Annotated in this window: 16 protein-coding genes; 9 read left to right on the top strand and 7 right to left on the bottom strand. The window is 39.4% G+C overall.

Features of this window, described 5'->3' with window-relative positions; translation table 11 throughout:
- Positions 1–202 precede the first annotated feature (202 nt).
- The 8 genes from ACFIJW_RS01420 (at position 203) to ligA (ending at position 11237) form a co-directional block, all read left to right on the top strand.
- Positions 203–1123, top strand: coding sequence for a D-alanine--D-alanine ligase (locus tag ACFIJW_RS01420; RefSeq protein WP_375632993.1), 921 nt, complete (start codon positions 203–205; stop codon positions 1121–1123).
- A complete protein-coding gene (locus ACFIJW_RS01415) occupies positions 1111–2022 on the top strand; it encodes a cell division protein FtsQ/DivIB (RefSeq protein WP_375618227.1) in 912 nt (303 codons plus the stop codon). The genes ACFIJW_RS01420 and ACFIJW_RS01415 overlap by 13 nt, the downstream gene beginning before the upstream one ends.
- Positions 2019–3320, top strand: coding sequence for a cell division protein FtsA (gene ftsA / locus ACFIJW_RS01410; protein ID WP_375613372.1), 1302 nt, complete (start codon positions 2019–2021; stop codon positions 3318–3320). Before ACFIJW_RS01415 ends, ftsA begins: the two co-directional genes overlap by 4 nt.
- Positions 3321–3385: 65 nt before the next feature.
- Entirely contained in the window at positions 3386–5149 is a 1764-nt protein-coding gene (ftsZ, locus tag ACFIJW_RS01405; protein ID WP_375632991.1) for a cell division protein FtsZ, read from the top strand.
- A gap of 212 nt (positions 5150–5361) precedes the next feature.
- Positions 5362–6246, top strand: a complete 885-nt coding sequence (gene lpxC, locus ACFIJW_RS01400; protein ID WP_375632989.1) for a UDP-3-O-acyl-N-acetylglucosamine deacetylase — start codon at positions 5362–5364, stop codon at positions 6244–6246.
- A gap of 158 nt (positions 6247–6404) precedes the next feature.
- Positions 6405–7298 (top strand): outer membrane protein assembly factor BamD, encoded by an 894-nt coding sequence (locus ACFIJW_RS01395; RefSeq protein WP_375632987.1) that lies wholly within the window; start codon positions 6405–6407, stop codon positions 7296–7298.
- A 6-nt stretch (positions 7299–7304) separates the two neighbouring features.
- Positions 7305–8966: a DNA repair protein RecN gene (recN, locus tag ACFIJW_RS01390; RefSeq protein ID WP_375632985.1), complete on the top strand. Its 1662-nt coding sequence runs from the start codon at positions 7305–7307 to the stop codon at positions 8964–8966.
- Between the two features lie 111 nt (positions 8967–9077).
- Positions 9078–11237 (top strand): NAD-dependent DNA ligase LigA, encoded by a 2160-nt coding sequence (ligA, locus tag ACFIJW_RS01385; RefSeq protein WP_375632983.1) that lies wholly within the window; start codon positions 9078–9080, stop codon positions 11235–11237.
- Positions 11238–13250: 2013 nt separating this feature from the next.
- Here ligA and ACFIJW_RS01380 read toward each other — a convergent pair.
- The 3 genes from ACFIJW_RS01380 to ACFIJW_RS01370 are packed head-to-tail and all read right to left on the bottom strand — an operon-like array spanning position 13251 to position 16573.
- Positions 13251–15077, bottom strand: coding sequence for an aminopeptidase P family protein (locus ACFIJW_RS01380; protein ID WP_375632981.1), 1827 nt, complete (start codon positions 15075–15077; stop codon positions 13251–13253).
- Positions 15078–15094: 17 nt separating this feature from the next.
- Positions 15095–15964 carry a 50S ribosomal protein L11 methyltransferase gene (locus ACFIJW_RS01375; protein ID WP_375632979.1) on the bottom strand — a complete coding sequence of 290 codons (870 nt, stop codon included), beginning with the start codon at positions 15962–15964 and terminating at the stop codon, positions 15095–15097.
- Between the two features lie 27 nt (positions 15965–15991).
- A complete protein-coding gene (locus tag ACFIJW_RS01370; protein WP_375632977.1) occupies positions 15992–16573 on the bottom strand; it encodes an SCO family protein in 582 nt (193 codons plus the stop codon).
- 136 nt (positions 16574–16709) lie between these two features.
- On the opposite strand from ACFIJW_RS01370, the gene ACFIJW_RS01365 reads away from it, so the two are divergent.
- Positions 16710–17339, top strand: a complete 630-nt coding sequence (locus ACFIJW_RS01365) for a DapH/DapD/GlmU-related protein (protein ID WP_375632975.1) — start codon at positions 16710–16712, stop codon at positions 17337–17339.
- Positions 17340–17395: 56 nt separating this feature from the next.
- Here ACFIJW_RS01365 and ACFIJW_RS01360 read toward each other — a convergent pair whose 3' ends face one another.
- From ACFIJW_RS01360 to ACFIJW_RS01345, 4 genes are all read right to left on the bottom strand, one after another.
- The gene (locus tag ACFIJW_RS01360; protein ID WP_375632973.1) at positions 17396–19735 is read right to left on the bottom strand and encodes an ATP-dependent helicase; all 2340 of its coding nucleotides are present in this window, start codon (positions 19733–19735) and stop codon (positions 17396–17398) included.
- Between the two features lie 121 nt (positions 19736–19856).
- Entirely contained in the window at positions 19857–20108 is a 252-nt protein-coding gene (locus ACFIJW_RS01355; RefSeq protein ID WP_273788067.1) for a ribbon-helix-helix domain-containing protein, read from the bottom strand.
- Between the two features lie 10 nt (positions 20109–20118).
- Positions 20119–20301 carry a DUF4169 family protein gene (locus ACFIJW_RS01350; RefSeq protein ID WP_375612011.1) on the bottom strand — a complete coding sequence of 61 codons (183 nt, stop codon included), beginning with the start codon at positions 20299–20301 and terminating at the stop codon, positions 20119–20121.
- An 8-nt stretch (positions 20302–20309) separates the two neighbouring features.
- The gene (locus tag ACFIJW_RS01345; RefSeq protein WP_375612012.1) at positions 20310–20861 is read right to left on the bottom strand and encodes an SspB family protein; all 552 of its coding nucleotides are present in this window, start codon (positions 20859–20861) and stop codon (positions 20310–20312) included.
- Between the last annotated feature and the right edge of the window lie 149 nt (positions 20862–21010).

The raw sequence follows: 21010 nt of genomic DNA, 5'->3' as shown, positions 1-21010 counted from the left end.
GAGTCATTTCAAAGAGATAATAAAAAATTCTATTAAGAATCAATAAATTAACAAAGAATCTCTTGCATCAGGCTTTTGAGTCTGATTCATTATGCAAAATGCTAGGTTATTGATTCGCAAGGATAAACTTTGTTTTTCCTGTATGTGGTGCTGATGTATTCTATATAGACTACATATAGTATGCGAAAGAGGGTGATTTATTATGAAAGATAAACATATAGCTGTGTTAATGGGAGGTTTTTCTTCTGAACGGTCTATAAGTTTATCTTCGGGGGCGGCGTGTGCTGATGTTCTAGAGATGCAGGGGTATCGCGTGAGCCGCGTGGATGTTGACGCTCATATTGCTTCTGTTCTTGAACAGTTGCAGCCCGATATTGCCTTCAATGCATTGCATGGTCCATTTGGTGAAGATGGCCGGATCCAGGGGATTCTTGAATATTTAAAAATTCCTTATACCCATTCTGGTGTGATGGCATCCGCTTTGGCAATGGATAAGGGACGTGCAAAAATTATCGTTGAAAATTTTGGGGTTTGTGTTGCTCCTTCTCGTATCATGAGCCGCTTTGCTTTGGGACAAACGCATCCCATGGAGCCTCCTTATGTAATTAAACCTGTGTGTGAAGGATCAAGTTTTGGTGTTGTCATTGTCCAGGAAAATGAAGCAGCACCGCCGCATAGTATTGGGGGAGTTGAGTGGGGGTATGCTGATGAGGTGATGATTGAAAAATATATTCCTGGTCGTGAATTGACTTGTGCTGTTTTGGGGAATGAAGTGCTGGATGTGTGTGAAATTCTTCCCGATAAACACTTTCCATTCTACGATTATGACTCGAAATATAAAACGGGTGGTTCTCTTCACATTTGTCCTGCACAACTTTCACTAAATATTTACCAAAGTGTGCAAAGAATGTCTTTAGCAGCCCATCAGGCGATAGGGTGTCGAGGTGTTAGCCGTTCTGATTTTCGTTTTGATGAGAAAACGGGAGAATTGGTTTGGCTTGAAATTAATACGCAACCCGGTATGACATCGACGTCTCTTCTTCCTGATATTGCAAAAGCGAGCGGCCGTACTTACGGCGATATTGTTCAATGGATGGTGGAGGACGCATCATGTATGCGTTGAATGTTAATAAAACAAATGTTCCGATGGAGGTGCTTTCAGTGCCGGCTTTGCCACGTCTTTATCGTCGTTTTCTCCGGTTTATGTTTGAGTTTGTTTTTGTCAATATTCATATTCCACGCCATTTCGGCTCTTTTGCTGTTGTATGGTTTTTCTTTGTTACGGCTTTTTATGGACTTTCATCAAGTGGTCAGATGGCTGTGATCGTAAATACGATCATATTGGATAGTAGTTTTGTGGTCACTCATGTCGATATAAGCGGTAATAAGCGCTTGGCAAAGCAGGATATTTTTAAAATTTTAAAACTTGATGTTGCGCCTTCTATATTCACTTTTGATGTTGAAAGAGCACGTTCTCTTTTGGAAAAACAGGCTTGGGTGCAATCGGCTAATGTTCAGAAAATTTATCCCAATAGAATGCGCATTTCCATTGTGGAGCGTGAACCCTATGCCATTTGGCAACATGATGGCATAATGGATATTGTTGATAATACAGGTCGTGTCATTGTGCCTTTTAAAGGGGAAATTGTTCGGGATTTACCTCTTGTGGTTGGGCAGGGTGCACAAAATGCTGCTAAAGTGTTTATTCAAGCGCTGTCAGTCTATCCGGAAGTATATGATCGTATTCGTGCTTTTGTGCGGGTAGGTGATCGACGTTGGGATCTTGTTTTGAATAATGGAATGCGCGTTATGTTGCCTGAAAATGGTGCTCTTGAAAGGCTTTCTTCTCTTTTTTCGTCCGGTACAATGCAAGATCTTTTATCTCGCGATATTCTCAGTGTTGATTTACGTCTTGCTGATCGAATTACTGTTTCTTTATCAGATGAAACGTTGGAGCGTTATCATACTACTGTAGCAGAAGAAGAACGTATTTTAAAAGCGCGAAAGGCAGGAAGCCTATGATGCTGCTCAGATCACATCATTTGAAGGGGCGTAAAACACGTTTTTTAACGGTACTTGATGTCGGTTCAAGTAAGATTGTTTGTCTTATTGCTTGTTTGCGTCCTTTGAAGCATGCGCACTATTTACATGGTCGTACACATTCTACGGAAATTCTAGGCTTTGGAGTGCAGCGTTCACGTGGTATTAAATCTGGTGTTGTCATGGATATGTTTGCAGCAGAACAATCCATAAGATTGGCTGTTGATGCGGCAGAAAAAATGGCGGGTTTGGTGGTGGATTCAGTGATTGTGAATTTTTCCTCAAGTCGATTACAAAGTGCTTTGATTAATGGAAAGGTCCATTTGAATGGTCGTGAAGTCACCAAGCGTGATATGCGTATGGCCTTTTCAGATGTTTCGCGTAAAGCCTTTGATGCTGAACGTCATGTTATGCACTCAGTTCCAGTTTCTTATGTATTGGATGGAGATAAAGGAATTTTTGATCCTATTGGCATGGCAGGGGAAACATTTGGTGTCGACGTGCATGTGGTAACAGCAGAAACAGCCTCTTTGCGTAATTTAGAAACTTGTATTAATCGTGCACATTTGAGTGTTGAAGCAATGGTTGCTACTCCCTTTGCAAGTGGTCTTGCTGTCTTGATGAATGATGAGGCGCGTTTAGGGGCTGCATGTATTGATTTTGGTGGTGGAACAACAACATTTTCAGTGTTTTTTGAGGGGAAATTTATTCATGCGGATGCTCTTGCTGTTGGGGGGCATCATGTGACTCTTGATGTTGCGCGCGGATTTTCTATGTCTTTAACAGAGGCGGAACGTTTAAAAGTTGTTTATGGTTCAGCACTTTTAACAAGTGCTGATGAGCGGCAAATGATTAATGTAGCAGAAATTGGGAGTGAACAGCGTGAAACTCAATATCCTCGCGCGGTTCTTGGGCGTATCATTCGTGCGCGTGTTGAAGAAATTTTAGAAATGGTCCGTGATTGTTTAAATCGTTCTGGTTTTGGTCATATCATTGGTAAACGTGTTATTTTGACTGGGGGAGCAAGCCAGTTAACAGGATTGCCAGAAATGGCACGTACTATATTAGGAAGAAATGTTCGTATCGGGCGGCCTTTAGGTATTTCGAGGCTTCCTTCTCTTGCAAAAGGGGCGGCGTTTACATCTGCTGTTGGGTTGTTAATTTATCCGCAATTGGTGGGGTTTGAAGAAAAAACAATGCAGGCGGCAGGAAATCATTTATCGATGGGCACGCGTGGATATTTTCAGCGTGTTGGTCAGTGGTTGCGTGAGAGTTTTTAGTTAAGTGTCTAGTTGGATAAATTTCATCGCTTTGGCTTGCGGTGTCTTATGAGAAGGAAAAGAAAATGACGATTAATCTGCATCGGCCAGATATCGCGGAATTGAAGCCACGCATTACCGTTTTTGGTGTTGGAGGTGGTGGCGGGAATGCCGTGAATAATATGATAAATGCTGGTCTTCAGGGAGTTGACTTTGTTGTTGCAAATACGGATGCACAGGCTTTGGCTATGTCAAAGGCTGAACGTGTTATCCAACTTGGGGCAGCTGTGACAGAAGGTTTGGGTGCTGGGGCTTTGCCGGAAGTTGGACAAGCGGCGGCGGAGGAATGTATTGATGAAATTATTGATCATCTTGCAGACTCTCATATGGTTTTCATTACTGCTGGTATGGGGGGAGGAACTGGAACAGGAGCTGCTCCCGTTGTTGCTCGCGCAGCGCGTGAAAAAGGTATTTTGACTGTTGGTGTTGTGACAAAGCCGTTTCAGTTTGAAGGCGCACGTCGTATGAAAACGGCAGAGGCTGGTATTGAAGAATTACAAAAGTCTGTCGATACATTGATTGTTATTCCCAATCAAAATCTTTTCCGTATTGCAAATGATAAGACAACGTTTGCTGATGCTTTTGCTATGGCTGACCAAGTGCTTTATTCTGGTGTTGCTTCCATTACGGATTTGATGATTAAAGAGGGTTTGATTAACCTTGATTTTGCTGATGTTCGTTCTGTTATGCACGAAATGGGTCGAGCCATGATGGGAACGGGTGAGGCATCTGGTGATGGGCGTGCTTTGGCTGCGGCTGAAGCTGCTATTGCAAACCCATTGTTGGATGATACCTCTATGCGTGGGGCGCGTGGTTTATTGATTTCTATTACGGGTGGTCGTGATATGACTCTCTTTGAAGTTGATGAAGCTGCTAATCGTATTCGTGAAGAAGTAGATGCTGATGCGAATGTGATCTTTGGCGCTATTGATGATGAGTCATTGGAAGGTGTTATTCGTGTTTCTGTGGTTGCCACCGGTATTGATCGTGAAGTTAGTGATGTGGTTCAGTCCTCTCATCCTCAGATTCAAAGGACTGCTTCTTCAATACGCAAGAGCGATCCTGGAACGTCACACAGTTCTTTTCATGTTCAATCTTCGCCTCTGCGTTCTGAGTCAATGGTAGAAGTAATCGAATCACTTGAAATAGAGAAGGGTAAATCAACCGGAGAACAGTTCCGTCCCAAAAGTCAAATTTTTGCACATCCTGCAGACTCAATGACGACACGAAGTGCGACGAATGCTGTTGCGTATGGTTCAAATGCTGTTCAGGAACAGAGATCAAATGTGCCTCGTATGCAAGTAAGCCGTGGTTCTCAACAGGCGATGACGGCTCCTGTGAGTATGGAGGCAACAGCGCATGTTCTTGATGAGATGACAGGGCTTGTGAAGCAAAAAGAAAAGCCAGTGCAACCAAAACAAATGCAAGCGCGCGCTCCAATGCGTATGCCTGAGTTAAAGGATTTTCCACCTGTTGCTCATGGACAAAGTCAAAGAACATTTGTGACTGATCAAGGTCCTCGTAATCTTTGGCAGCGTTTGAAACAGAGCTTGACACATCGTGAAGAAGCTGAGCCAGAAGCGAGGTTGGAGCCTGCTGTTAGATCGTCTCAGCAGAAAGAGTCTCATGTTTACAATAAAAATTCTCAGGCGCTTTCTCAAGATGCTTCTGTTTATGTTCCACGTCGTTCTGGTGAGCTGCATCCTCAGGTACCACAAGATCAGCGTACTTTTATAAGTGAAGAAGATCAGTTGGAAATACCAGCATTTTTACGTCGTCAGGCAAATTAATTGATGAAAAATGAGGTAAAGTAAGAAATTTTATTATTTCTTTAATGATCAGACAAAAATTATACAGTAAAATATATTACTGTTTTTTGGATAAAATACTTTGTTAAAAAAAACCGCTTATAATAAGCGGTTTTTTTTATTATTTACTATGAATATTTTTTATAGTTTTATAAATTTTGTTAAAAGATGTACAAGCAATTTAATAAAATGATATGATGAATTTAGTACCAAAATATCAGTCTACTCTTAAAAAAGCAGTAACATTTAAGGGCATTGGCGTTCACAGTGGCTGTTTGTCAGTGGTAAAGATTTGTCCAGCGGATGTTGGGTGTGGTATTGTTTTTAAGCGTTGTGGATTAGACGGAACAGAGAAAATATTTCAAGCCCATGCATCGCAAACAGGAGAAACTGAATTATCAACAGTACTTGGAGATGAAGATGTAAGGGTTGAAACAATTGAACATTTGATGGCGGCAATTGCTGCTTATAATTTGGATAATCTTGTTATTGAAGTGTCACATAATGAGATTCCTATTTTGGATGGTTCAGCGTGGCTATATTGCCAAGCTTTTGAAGATGTTGGTATTGTACAGCAAAATGCGTTGCGTTCTTATTTCATTATAAAAAAGCCGGTGCGGGTTGAAGGAGCTCATGGTGTTGCAGAGCTTTTGCCATTCGATGGACGTCGTTTTGATATAACGATCTCTTTTCCTTCTTCTGCTATTGGTAAGCAACATTTCAGTTTTGATCTTACCACACGAGGTTTTAGGGATGATTTGTCACGTGCGCGCACTTTTGGTTTTATCAAAGACGTGGAGGAATTAAGGCTTTCTGGAAAGGCGAGAGGTGCTTCTTTGGAAAATTCTCTTGTTATCGACCTTAATGATAAAATTTTAAATCCCGATGGTCCTTATTGGGAGAATGAATGTGTTCGGCACAAGATGCTTGATGCGATTGGTGATACTGCTTTGCTTGGGGCACCTTTTATTGGATTATTTCGTTCTTATTGTAGTGGGCATAGAATTAATGCGCAATTGGTGAAGGCTGTTTTGGCAGACGAATCATATTATGAAAAAAGCTTTTTAGAGAAAGAGTAAAAAAATTGACAAGATTTTTTTATCGTTTATTTGATTTTTAAGGGGATGATTGACCTAAACTGCTAAATTGGTTATGTGGATTTTAAAGTGATATGGTATAAAACCTTTGATAAATTGTTATTGCTACAAGGTGATATTCTGTGGAGGCCGGAAAAACTATGAAAAAATCTCATGTGTGCATTGGAAATATGACATATAGAAAATCTAACATTGTACGCAAGATATTGGGGGTGGTGCTTTTGGGAAGCACCTGTATGTTAGCGGGATGCCTCTTTAAAGAGAAAAATACCCTTGATCCATCTGCTTATGTTTTGAAAATAGAGCCACCAGATGTTTTATATAATCAGGCGCTTGCTAGCCTTGAAAGTGGGCGGCTTGGGGACGCATCGAAGAAGTTTTTGAAGATTGAAAAACAGTACGCTTATACAGACTGGGGACGTAAATCTTTGGTCATGGGTGCTTTTACTAATTATCGACTCGGAAAGTATGATGATTCAATTAGTATGGCTCAACGCTATATTACTCTTTATCCAGGGTCGACTGACTCGGCTTATGCATACTATATTATTGGTCTTTCTTCTTTCCGTCGGATTCCTGATGTTACGCGTGATCAACGTGACACGAAACGTGCTATTGCTGCTATGCAGCTTCTTATAGAGCGTTATCCTAATTCTGAGTATGTCAAGGATGCTAAGGATAAAATCCGTTTTGGTCGCGAACAACTGGCTGGTAAAGAAATGCAGATTGGCCGTTATTATGAAGAGGGACGGCGCTATCTTGCGGCAAGTAGACGGTTTCGTACCGTGGTTGAGGAGTATTCTGATACAAATCAAATTGAAGAAGCACTTTTCCGCTTGACTGAAGTTAATCTTGCTCTCGGCTTAACGGCGGAAGCACAGACGGCAGCAGCTATTTTAGGACGTAATTATCCCAAAAGTGAGTGGTATAAATTTTCTTATAATCTCTTGCAGAAGAATAAAATATCGCCACGTGAGCATAAATCTTCTTGGATCTCAAATGCTTTAGGTGGTGACAAGAAGAGGATACGTTGATTCTCTATGTTGGTACAGCTTTCGATTCATAATATTGTTTTGATCGAAACGCTCGATATTAATTTTACAGCGGGGTTGACGGTTTTAACTGGAGAAACGGGTGCGGGGAAGTCTATTCTCCTTGATGCTTTATCACTTGCTCTAGGGGGGCGGGGTGATGCTTCGCTTGTGCGTCATGGGGCTGACCGCGGGCAGGTCACAGCTGTTTTTGATGTGTCTGTTTCACATCCTGCACGTCAACTTATTCGTGAGAATGGTCTTGATGATGAGGGTGATATTATTTTACGACGTGTGCAATCAAGTGATGGACGTAGCCGTGTTTTTATCAATGATCAGGTGTCTAGTGTTGCATTGATGCGGAGTGTTGGCCGTTTGCTGGTTGAAATCCATGGACAACATGATGATCGTGCGCTTGTTGATGTTGCTACACATCGCCAATTATTAGATGCCTTTGGTGGTCTTGAAGATGAAGTGGAAAATTTGCGTCAGTGTTATCACTCATGGCGTGAATTTGAGGAGCGTTTGCAACGGCAGCGTCTTAAAGTAGAGAGTGCTGTACGGGAGGTTGATTATCTTCGTACGTGTGTAGAAGAGCTTGAAAAGCTTGATTTTAAAGTTGGTGAAGAGGAAGCTCTTTCTCTTCGTCGTGCTGATATGCTTAAATTAGAAAAAATAGCAACAGATATTAAAGAAGCAGATGATCTTTTAACGGGTCAAAAATCACCAATCCCAGTGCTTTCTAATTTGGTGAGGCGTTTGGAGCGGAAAATTCCTGAGGCGCAAGAACTTATTGCACCTGTGGTGAAATCTATTGATGAGGCATTGCATGCACTTGCAACAGCACAAGAAGGTATTGAGACGGCAATACGAGCATTAGATTTTGAACCTGATGAATTGGAACGGATAGAAGAGCGTCTTTTTTCTCTTCGGGGTTTTGCTCGTAAATATCAAGTTTCTGCGGATGAATTGATTCAGTTACGCGATAAAATGGACGCAGAACTCGCTGATTTTGAAGAGGCTCAGACTATATTGACACGTTTTGAAGATGAGGCAGAGCAGGCAAAGAAAAATTATGATACATTGGCGCAAGCCTTAACAATAAAGCGTCGGGAGACAGCAAAGCATTTATCTGAAAGTGTTATGGCTGAGTTGCCGGCATTGAAGTTAGAGAGGGCTGAATTTATTGTTGAAATGCAAAGTGATGTGGAAAAGCGGAGTGCAGAGGGATGTGATCGTATTGAATATTGGGTGCGGACAAATCCTGGAACACGTGCTGGGCCGATGCTTAGTGTGGCTTCTGGCGGTGAATTATCTCGTTTTTTGCTGGCATTAAAAGTTGTTTTATCTGATCGAGGATCAGCACCGACGCTGATTTTTGATGAAATTGATACAGGTGTTGGGGGGGCTGTTGCAGCGGCTATTGGGCAACGGTTGCAACGCTTATCAGAACATGTCCAAGTTTTCGCTATTACGCATGCTCCACAGGTTGCATCGAAAGCGCATGGTCATTTTCTTATTTCAAAAATTGAGAGTCATGATAAAGGACGCTTTGTTACTGCGATTCATAAAATGAAAGAGCATGAGCGTGCAGAAGAAATTGCCCGTATGTTGGCTGGAGAACAGATTACTGAAGAAGCGCGTGCAGCGGCTCAAAAGCTTCTCGCATAAAGGTAATTAGTCAGCGATAAAAATACTAGAAAGCTTATATTTATTGAGATTCACTTGATGAGGAGGCGTGGGAGGCCCTTGTGGCAGCGCTTGTAATTTGGAATAGATTTTATGAACAAAGATGCATATAAAAATCTCACAGCTGTTGAAGCAGAACGTGAATTAGAGTGGTTGGCAAAAGAGATTGCACGTCATGATGTGCTTTATAATCGTGATGATCAGCCTGAAATTTCTGATGCAGAATATGATGCTTTACGTCGTCGTAATGCAGAAATTGAAGCTCTTTTTCCAGAGCTTATACGTATTGATTCTCCTTCACATAAAATTGGAGCACCAATTTCTGAAAAATTTGAAAAATCTGTTCATGTACAGCCTATGCTTTCACTTGATAATGCGTTTAGCTCTGAAGATGTTACTGAATTTGTTGAGCGTATTCGTCGTTTTTTACGGCTTCCAGAAACACAAGTGTTGGAAATAACAGCGGAGCCAAAAATTGATGGTTTATCTTTGTCTTTGCGCTACGAAAAGGGGCAGCTTGTGCGTGCGGCAACGCGTGGGGATGGAACTGTCGGTGAAAATGTGACGGCAAATGCCCGAACAATTGCTGATATTCCACAAGTTTTGCAAGGTGATTTTCCTGGTATCATTGAGGTGCGTGGTGAAGTTTATATGGGGCGGGAGGATTTCCAAGCACTGAATATCAGCCAACAAGAGAAGGGCAAGTTAACCTTTGCCAATCCTCGAAATGCGGCGGCTGGTTCTCTCCGTCAGCTTGATTCACGGATAACCGCTAGCAGAAAACTTCAATTTTTTGCTTATGCTTGTGGTGAGGTGAGTGAAATATTGGCAGAAAGTCAAATGGAGATGATGAAAAAGCTAAAAGAGTATGGCTTTGTTATCAATCCATTAACAAAAGTCTTTAAGACAGTAGAAGACATTATTTGCTATTATCACGATATCGAAGAATGCCGTCATTCTTTAAGCTATGATATTGATGGCATTGTTTATAAGGTCAATGATTTGATGCTCCAAAAGCGCTTGGGGTTTGTTTCTCGTTCGCCGCGTTGGGCTATCGCCCATAAATTTCCAGCAGAAAAAGCGATAGCGCTTTTGGAGAATATTGACATTCAAGTTGGGCGCACGGGAGCTTTGACACCTGTTGCACGTCTTACGCCTATTACTGTTGGTGGAGTGGTGGTGACCAATGCTAGTTTGCATAATGAGGATTATATTAAGGGAATTGGTCATAAAGGAGAGCCCATTCGTGAAGGGCGTGATATCCGTGTAGGCGATACCGTGATTGTACAACGCGCTGGTGATGTGATCCCTCAAATTGTTGATATTGTCGCTGCAAAGCGTCCAAAAAATGCTTCTACTTTTGTGTTTCCTCATCTGTGTCCCGTGTGTGGGAGTCATGCTGTTCGTGAAGTGGGAGAAGCCGTGCGTCGCTGTACAGGGGGGCTTATTTGTCCTGCACAAGCAATTGAACGTATTCGTCATTTTGTTTCACGCAATGCTTTTGATATTGAAGGCTTGGGTAAAAAACAGGTAGAGTTTTTTTTCTATGCTCAAGATGAGGCGCTTTGTATTCATACACCAGCCGATATTTTTACTTTACAACGGCGCCAAGAAAAGTCTTTGATACGTTTGGAAAATATGGAAGGTTTTGGTACTGTTTCAGTGCGGAAATTGTATGATGCCATTAATGCGCGCCGAGAAATTCCGTTGAGCCGTTTTTTGTTTGCATTGGGGATTCGTCATGTTGGCGAAGTGAATGCACGCCGCCTTGCACGCGCTTATAAAAATTATACAGCTTTTGAGACTGCGGCTATGGAAGCACTTATGCCATGTGATAAGGAAAATGAAGAAGGAAATGAGGCTTGGATAGAGCTTACCAATATCGAAGGAATTGGACCACAGGTAGGGAGCGCAATTGTTGATTTTTATCAAGAAGCGCATAACCGTGAGATTTTATCTGTTTTGCTTGAAGAAGTAATACCTCTTGATGAGGAGCCTATCATAGCAGATTCTTCACCAATAGCAGAGAAGATCATTGTTTTTACAGGAACTTTGGCGCATATGTCACGCGATGAAGCAAAAGCATTGGCAGAGCGATTAGGGGCTAAAACATCTGGTTCACTTTCTAAAAAAACAGATCTTCTTGTTGCAGGACCTGGAGCGGGCTCCAAGTTGGCTAAAGCTGAGGAATTAGGTGTTGAGGTTATCGATGAAGAGGCTTGGCTACAGCTGATTGAGAAACATAATGTTTAGAGGGATTTTTCCAGAAGATCGTATGCTGTTTGTATGATTATCTCTCTTACATTTTTGGGGGGATGAAATCAAAAAGGGGGATAATAGGGGCTGTTTTTTGCAAAAACAGAGCGCCATATATTTTGATATTTATTAAGTTATTAAAAATGATTAACGTTGAACTTAAATATTAAACTTAAACTATTATGATGAAGAATATACAAGGTTATTATTAGTAAAAGATATAAATTATTACTGTGAAGAAAGGTAAAATTTTTGAACAAATATGTATAATTTAATCCAAAATGCCGTAATAAACCAATTATAATGACGTAATAAAAATATAACGCGGAAGATTATAAAATATAATAAAACATTCCGCTATAAATGAATAAGGGATATAACTGCGAGTTGTTTATTATGTTGAATTATAAAAGATTACTGGTATCTATGCTTATCAGGCATTATTAGATGGTACACTTGTCCAATTTCATTACAAAATTTCGGATATTCGCTAATGCGTCTAGCAGCATAATTTTTTTTCTGACTTCCTTCATCTCTCTCAAATTTCTCAGCATAGGAAATTTCGTTTATTAGAGCTAGTATTTGGACTGAGAATATTTCAGAATTAAATACCATTCGTGCATATCTAAACATTGGATCTGTCGAGTTCATGACCAGATTTTTTGCCCAAATGAAATCGCTTTCTTTCCAATTATATTGAGAACGTAACTTATGTATGTAGGTAGGTAGGGATAATGCTGGAAATTTTTTATTATACTCTCTCCGTAATAAGTCCACAAGGCATGCACACCAAACAACTTTCGCATGGATAAGATTTATTTTCAGGAATTAGCACTATCATACCAGGGTTTAGAACATGATATACACCATAACTCTTATTATCCAGATATTTTTTCGCAATTTCTAGACGCTCTTCGTATATATTATCAGGATATTGTGTCTTTACGTACTCTTCGTATAATTTATCGTACTTATTTGGAGTAATGACTTGATTTTCAGAAAATACAACAATAGGAACTCGCTTAAATTTAGTAATTTCCTTCAATACAGAAGGCCCAATATAGTATCCAAAAATAATATTATGGAACAAAATAAAACTATACGCATTAGGATAATCACTTTATTTCTAAAATACTGGATAAGGATATAGCTTATTAAGATCTGTGATTAAGATTTGTTAACTAACAAGCCATAAGATACACGCTTTATTGTGTCTTTTTCAAAGTATTTGTGAAATTTTGTAGAGAGTTTGAATCTCCTTTACTTATGTGACTGTTTTTGTGTTATGTAGTTTTTCATATACTCTGTTATTGTTGTTAATTTTTTAGCTGAATGACATGTTCAGGTAAAAACATATACCTCCATATATGTTGTTTTCATACTGTGCAGTTGGAAACTATTTATATTGTAGATAACGTTTTTCAACAATAAGTAATAGTCTAGAAAATAATATTGTACTGTTAACTATGCAAATAAATGAAAAACTTTAACGCTGATGTTATCATCATGCTATTTCTTTTAAATTCTAAATACTTAACTTTTATTTCATAGCAGATTCTATTTTATTGTAGCAATATGTATTATAAGGAATTACAGCTGTTGAAAATAACTCAAGAATTTAAAAATATAAATTATCATTATGAAGCAAACAAAAAGGTAAAATTTATTCGAATAAATATGCAGAATTTTTGAATCCAAACAGCGTAATAAGCTGGTTATAATAGGTGTTTTAGAAATACGATGCGGAGGATTACAAAATATAACGAAAGTTTCCATATAAAAGAAATAGGGATATAATAATGTCTAGATGGAGATCGCCAAGATAAGTATTACCACGTATAGGTGTATCTCATCTTGCTTCACCGAGGTTAGCGTTTACCGTACCAGCAAAAAACTTGAAGTATCTTGTAGAAATATTTTTTGTATTTCCTGATGCAGATACATATTTTTCCCTTAAAAAGAGAAGATCCTGTGTTTTGTAGAAAGAGTAAAAGTTATACGTTGCTTCATTTAAAGGGGCATTGTTGCTTCTTTTGCCCATTTTTTATCTTCTTCGTTCAAGTAAGGTGCATTCATCTGATAAACGCGCGCATGGTAATCATTGAGCCATTGCCGTTCTTCTTGTGTCAAAAGCTCTGGAAGGATTAACCGTCGATCAATGGGGCAAAGTGTGAGTGTTTCGAACGAGAGCATTTCTATATCTCCACCATCAATTTTTTGTGCTGGCTTCACAATCATCAAATTTTCAAGACGGATACCAAAAGCGCCTTCGCGGTAATAGCCTGGCTCGTTTGAAAGAATCATACCGGAGATGAGTTCTTGGCACCCTTTGCGAGAAATATTTTGCGGTCCTTCATGGACAGAAAGATAAGATCCAACACCATGACCGGTGCCATGGGCATAATCAAAACCAGCTTTCCACAATGCAATGCGTGCAAGAGAATCAAGGTCTTGTCCTCGTGTGCCTTTTGGAAATCTGATAGTTGAAAGAGCAATCATGCCTTTGAGAACAAGCGTAAAACAGTGTTTTTCTTCTTCTCCAATATTCCCAATTGCTACGGTGCGTGTGACATCAGTCGTACCATCACGATATTGTCCACCTGAATCAACGAGGTAAAGTTCACCGGTTTTGAGTTGTTTATTTGTTTGCGTTGTTACACGATAATGAATAATGGCACCATTTTCTCCTGCTGCTGAAATTGTATCAAAAGAAAGATCTTTAAGTTTTTCTCCCATTTCTTTTGCTGTATTTATGCGAAATTCTTCTAATTTTTGAGCAGCGGAAATTTCACTTATTGACCCTGGTATTTGTTTATCTAACCAAGAAAAAAAACGGGTTAGGGCAACACCATCGCGTAGATGCGCTTTGCGTGCGCCATTGAGTTCTGTGTCATTTTTAATGGCACGTGGTAGAGCAGCAGGATCAGTAAGTGTGATAAAAGAGCTATTTTTTTCTTCAATAACAGTTCGTAATTTTTCGCATGTTAGCTGTGGATCTAAGGCAAACACTGTCCCTTTTTGAACATACTCTTTGATCTTGGGAATAAGCTGTTCTGGTTCATATAATTTTGCATAACGTTCTAGATATTGTTTCTGTTCTACACCAAGTTTTTTGCTGTCAATGAATAAAGCTGGTGTTTCGTTAAGTGGAATGAGAGCAAAACAAAGGGAAAAAGGCGTGTTGGAAACATCATTGCCCCGTATGTTGAATGTCCATGCAATGGAAGAGGGGTCTGTAAAAATAAAAGCATTTGCATGAGTTTGCTGTATATCTTTGTAAATCAAAGCGAGTTTTTCATTTGTATCGCACCCAGCATATCTGAGAGGGTGAATTGATAAGGCAGATTGTGGTAATTTTGGTTGATTATGCCAGAGCAGATCAATGGGATTATGTTGAACTTCTACAAGTTTTCCACCTGCTTTCATTTCTAATGCATTTCTCAATGCATCGGTGGCAGCAATCGTGTGGAGCCATGGATCAAAGCCAATAGAAAGTTTTTGACCATTTTTTTCAAGCCATTGTGAGGGAGGACAAGTTATGAGATCTTCATAATTAAAAATATCAGGATCAGTTTGTTGGCGAACTTGGAGCTTATATCGCCCATCTGTAAATATGATGGCTTTGTTTTTTAAAATCAGTGCAATCCCAGCTGAGCCAGTAAAGCCGGTTAGCCAGCTAAGACGTTGAGCATGAGGGGGGACATATTCTCCTTGATGCTCATCGCACCGCGGAACAAGAAAACCATCGAGTCCAAGGTGATTGAGTTCTTTACGAAGGCAAGAAATGCGTTCTGCTGCATAAGCAGGATTTGTTGTCGCCTCAAAAGATTGATACATAACGACGTCCTTTTATTTTATTTCAGGTGTATCGTAACCCATCCTTGCCGGTGGTATGTTTCGATATGCTTCAGTCCTTGTTTTATATAAATCTCCAAAACATGGGCATGTTGTTCTTCAAGAATTCCAGAGAGTATAAGTGACCCCTCTTTTTGAAGTGCCGTTACCACTTCTTGCGCAAGTTCAATAAGCGGATTAGCAAGGATATTGGCAACAATGAGATCAAAAGGGGCTCGTGATGCAATTGCATCATGGGCAAAACCTGTTGCTGTAATAGCTGTAACATATTCATTGACATCATTGAATTCGATATTGTGTTGTGCAACTTGAACAGCAATTGGGTCAATATCGGATGCAAGCACAGTAATTGGTTTGAGCATTGCTATGCCAATGGCTAGTACACCGCTCCCAGTACCAAGATCAAGGGCATTTTGGGGATTTTCGTGTTTCATGACTTTGGCGATCATTTCTAAACAACCGGCTGTTGTTCCATGATGTCCGGTGCCAAAAGCTTGATTAGCTTCAATTTCAATAGGGAGAACATTTGCTGGAATGGCGTTTCGGTTGTGACTTCCATGAAGGAAAAAAGGACCAGCTTGCACAGGTTTTAGTCCTTCTAAGCTTTTTTGTACCCAATCAATGTTGGGTAAAACTTCCATATTAATTTTATCAAAATCTATAGAAAGAATTTTGGCAAAACGTTTCAATGCGTTCTCTTGATTGTCTTGATCGACATATAGAGAAAGCTCATATACAGCATTTTGTTCATCTATCTCTGTAAGAGCAAGAGGATAACCTTCTTCGTCAAAGGCTGTTTCTATAAGGGTATAGAACCGTTCTGCTTCATTTTTAGAAGCAGTATAATAGAGGCGAATTTGTTGCGACATGCTGTTCTTTCTTTTGATCGGCTTTTTTTAGTTTAAGATGAGTTTTTTTAACCGTTCAATGGCGATTTCATCTTTTAATTCGCTATCGCTTTCTTTCGTGTCATAACGGATAACGCCAGCTAATTTTCCACCTTTTTTGAGTAAAAAAACTGCTGCTGTATGGTTATATGTATAGTTTCCATCTGTTTCAGGAACTTTTTCAGCAACGATGTTGAAAGAATTGACCATTTTATGAACTTTATCAGGATCTCCACTAATGCCAACAATTTTATTGTTAAAATTACTGAGATAATCATGGAGTACTTTTGGTGTGTCACGTTCAGGATCAACAGTCACAAACCATATACCTAATTTATCAGCTTCAGGACCAAGGGCTGTAAGCCATCGATCAAGATTCATCAGTGTGGTAGGGCAGCTTTCAGGACACATAGTGAAGCCGAAAAAAATTATTGAAGGCTTGCTTCGAACATCAGCCTCAGTAATATTTTTTCCATTAGAATCAGTGAGAGTAAAGTTATCACCTAAAGGCTTATTTGTCAGCGTATCATAAATAAAAACACCTGCAAGAAATATGATTGTCAGCCCCAAGATGCGTATTACATTTTTCATAGTTTGACTCTCTTAGATAGATTGAGAAATTGTAACATCGGCAGGTTTGTTTTGCAATGTTTGTTTCATGGTTGATTTTATTGGCTTTATTGGTATGTCTTTCCATATCTATTGATGAAACATTGGTGAAAGATGTATGAATATTGAGAAAGATCTTCGATTTCATGAAAGTGAGCCTCGTATCCATACGACAGCGCGGCTGCATGGTTGTAAATTAGGGCGCTATGTGGAAATTAATGAGCGGGTGATTTTACGGGATGTAACCGTTGGAGATTTTTCTTATTTAGAGCGTAATAGTGAGGCTATTTATAGCGATATTGGGCGCTTTTGTTCTATTGCATCTCATGTACGGATGAATGCGTTGGAGCATCCTATGGAGCGCGTTTCAACGCATAAAATAACCTATCGTCCAAACGAATATTTTCGTTATATGGCATTAGATAGTGGTTTTCGTGAAAGGCGTTGTGCAAAACGTGTTATTATTGGGCATGATGTGTGGATTGGATATGGTGCGGTTATTATGCCTGGGGTGACAATTGGTCATGGCGCTATCATTGGCGCGAACGCTGTTATAACGAAAGATGTTTTGCCATATACGATTGTTGTTGGGGTGCCTGCTAAACGGTTGCGGATGCGTTTTCCCAATCATGTCATAGAATGCCTTTTAGATATGGCTTGGTGGGATTGGCCGCTTGATAAAATTCACAACGCATTGCCTGATATGCAAAATTTGCCCATTGAAGCTTTTGTTCGTAAATGGAAATGACATTCAGAATAAAATAAAGTGGTTTCTTGAAAAAACTGATCGTGGTTTACTTGTAATTAAGCTTTGTTTACAAAATTGTCTAGTACACGCTTTTCTCCGGCTTTTTCGAACATTATTGTCAATTTATGATCGTCTATTGTTGTAATACGACCATAACCAAATTTTATGTGAAAAATCCGATCATTGACAGAAAAATCTGATGGTACATGAGAGATTGATTGAGAGATAACTTTCCCTTCAATATTTTTGTTTTTTTGTGTACGCTTTTGTCTTGCTGTTGCATAGTCATTATAAAAGGAATCGTGATGTTGAAAGGAAGATTTTCCATAACCACCATAGGATGTTTGCATTTCTACAACTTCTATATGTTCTGCTGGTAATTCATCTAGAAAACGGGAGGGAAGAGCAGGTTGCCAAAGTCCATGAATTCTTCGATTCGATACAAACCATATATGCAAATGTTTTTTTGCTCTTGTTAGACCTACGTAAGCAAGACGCCGTTCTTCTTCTAATCCTGAACGTCCACCTTCATCTAATGAGCGCTGGTGGGGAAAGAGTCCTTCTTCCCAACCTGGAAGAAAAACTGTTTCAAATTCAAGCCCTTTGGCTGAATGAAGTGTCATGATGTTGACTGCATCCATATTTTCATTATTTTCCGTTTCCATAACGAGTGCAACATGTTCCAAAAAACTTTGAAGATTTTCAAATTGTTCCATGGAACGAATCATTTCTTTAAGATTTTCTAGTCTTGTAGGAGCTTCTGGTGAACGATCTTCTAACCACATGGTTGTATAACCAGAATCATCAAGGACGATCTCGGCAAGTTCTCTATGAGGAGTGTCTTGAAGCATATTTTGCCAGCGGCGGAAGTTTTCAATAAGGCTTCGTAACGCACTGCGTGCCTTAGGCTTTAATTCATCTGTTTCAATGATGTCAGCGGCAGCAGAAAAGAGAGGAACAGCACGTGCACGTGCACTCTCATAAAGAATGCGCAGGGTTGCATCTCCTATGCCGCGTTTCGGTGTATTAATAACACGCTCAAAAGCTAAATCATCAGTAGGTTGGACAACAATGCGTAAATAAGCCATGGCATCACGTATTTCCATTCGCTCATAAAAACGAGGACCACCAATGACGCGATAATTAAGGCCAAGTGTTACAAAGCGATCTTCAAATTCACGCATTTGAAATGATGCGCGTACCAATATAGCCATATGATTTAATGCATGACCGGTTTGTTGTGCGCGTTCGATTTCTTCTCCGATTGCTCGAGCTTCTTCTGCCGAATCCCATGCTGAATGAATTTTTACCTTTTCTTCCTCACTCTTTATTTGAGCAGAAAAAAGGACTTTTCCCAGTCTTTCTTCATTATGAGCAATGAGATGGGAGGCGGTTTTAAGAATATGAGATGTTGAGCGATAATTGCGTTCTAGACGAATAATTTTAGCAGAAGGAAAATCTTTTTCAAAACGTAATATGTTTTCGACTTTTGCACCACGCCATCCATAAATGGATTGATCATCATCACCAACACAACAAAGATTAACATGTTGACCTTGAGGATGTTGGGCCAAAAGGCGAAGCCAAAGATATTGTGCTGTATTTGTATCCTGATATTCATCGACAAGAATATAACGAAATTGAGAATGGTATTCGCGAAGAATATCTGGATTATGTTGGAAGATAGAGATAGAATGAAGTAGAAGGTCACCAAAATCACAAGCATTAAGATCTTTTAATCGATTTTGATAACTGTGATAAAGTTCACGTCCCATGCCGTTACCAAAGGAATGAGCATCACTTTTTGAGATATGTGTTGGTGAAAGTCCTTGATTTTTCCAAGAATCAATCATCATGGCAAGGTTTCGTGCGGGCCAACGCTTATCGTCTAATCCTTCAGCTTGAATAAGTTGTTTTAAAAGTCGAAGAACATCATCGCTATCGAGAATTATAAAGTTTCTTTTTAAATCAACAAGCTCTGCGTGACGGCGTAAAATTTTAGCTCCAGTGGAATGAAAGGTTCCAAGCCAAGGCATACCTTCAACAACTTCTCCAATAAGTTCACCAATACGTATTTTCATTTCACGTGCTGCTTTGTTGGTGAAAGTGACAGCAAGTATTTGCTGAGGAGAGGCAAGTCCAGAGCGTAAAATGTGAGAAATACGGGTTGTTAAAACGCGCGTTTTTCCTGTACCAGCACCTGCAAGAACTAAAAGAGGTCCCTCAGTATTCATAACAGCTTGTTGCTGTTCTGGATTGAGTTGTTCTAAATAGTCTGTGTTATATGATTTTTGTTCTTTTAGAGTATGGGAGAAAAAATCAGAGCTCTTCTTATCATGGTCTGGAGGGAAATCTTCTTCAAAGAAAGGTATGGTGTGATCAGAAAAATTACTCATTATATCTCTTTTGTAGTCTTTTTTTCATTGAAGTTCTAGATTAAAAAAAACTTCTCTTAAAAAGTCACAACAGTTTCAGTTGAACAGACAGAAAGAGAACGTAAAAAAATAAGCACAAACATTAAAGGCGTTGGGTGAGAACGCTTTGAAGGGCATAAACGCGTAACGAAGCCGAAAGATTTACTTGTTGTGGTCTTTTGCTATCAATATCGGTAATAATAAAGGCTAAAGATTGTCCTTTTTTGCGGGCTATATCTTTTAGAATATCTAAAAATGGTGGTTCTAAAGAGACGCTTGTTGCGTGTCCATCAACGCGAACAGATATCTTTCGTGGAATGACTTTTGACCAATCGATAGAATTATTTTCGTGCATTTTTCCACCTTTATTCGTCGTTTCGCAAACGATTTTGATCAAGAAATTTTTGCATTTTTAAAGATTTTTGCTGCTCAAAATTTTTTTCAGTTTTTGTTCGTCCAAAACGATAACGATTTTGCTCAGCACAAAGAGATTTTTCTGTACGTTTTTTTTGTTTTCGAAATTGGCGAAGATTAATCAATTCAGTCATGAGAAAAATTATTTTTTCCGAAAGGAATCTAAAGAAACAACATCAGCACTTTGATTTTGTTTTGCATCGTTATTTGAAGGTTCTTTATTTGTACTGAGATTTTGTTCTTTTGTAAGCGTATTTTCTTTTTTTTGTTTGTTTGATAAGGTAATGGGCGTAGTTGAGGTATTTTCTGAATTTTCACTTTCTCCAGAGGTCAGATTTGAGGGCAGATCAAATGCTGCTTCAAATGCTGCTACAGGATCGTAAAAGACCTGAATGGAAGTAAAAGGAATCACGAGCTTTTCGGTTATTTCCCTGAAAGAGAGAGTTACTTCGAAAGCTGTTTCTGAAACACTGAGATCTCTAAATTGATGCTGTAAGACGATTGTCATTTGCTCGGGATAGCGATTTTTTAGCCGAGGAGAAATTTTAACGCCTGGGGCATTTGTCAAAAAAGTTATAAAAAAATGATGATTTCCCGGAAGACCTGCTTTGGCAACTTCCGATAAAACTTTACGGATAACTCCACGAAGCGCATCCTGAACGAGAATATCGTAACGGATTTGATCTTTAACCATCGAAGTTTTTTCCTTTTATTTCACGTAGCAGAATGGGGCGTATTGATATTGTGTGATAGAATATATTTTAAATTAGCAGATTTTTTCTACGATGCACCTCAATAAATCGAATAAATACGAAACTCTATGGTAAATAATGTCTGAAAGAT

This window comes from Bartonella sp. MM97QHHN (genome assembly GCF_042194285.1).
In the GTDB taxonomy this organism is placed as follows: domain Bacteria; phylum Pseudomonadota; class Alphaproteobacteria; order Rhizobiales; family Rhizobiaceae; genus Bartonella.
This window is presented reverse-complemented; position numbering and strand designations above follow the sequence as displayed.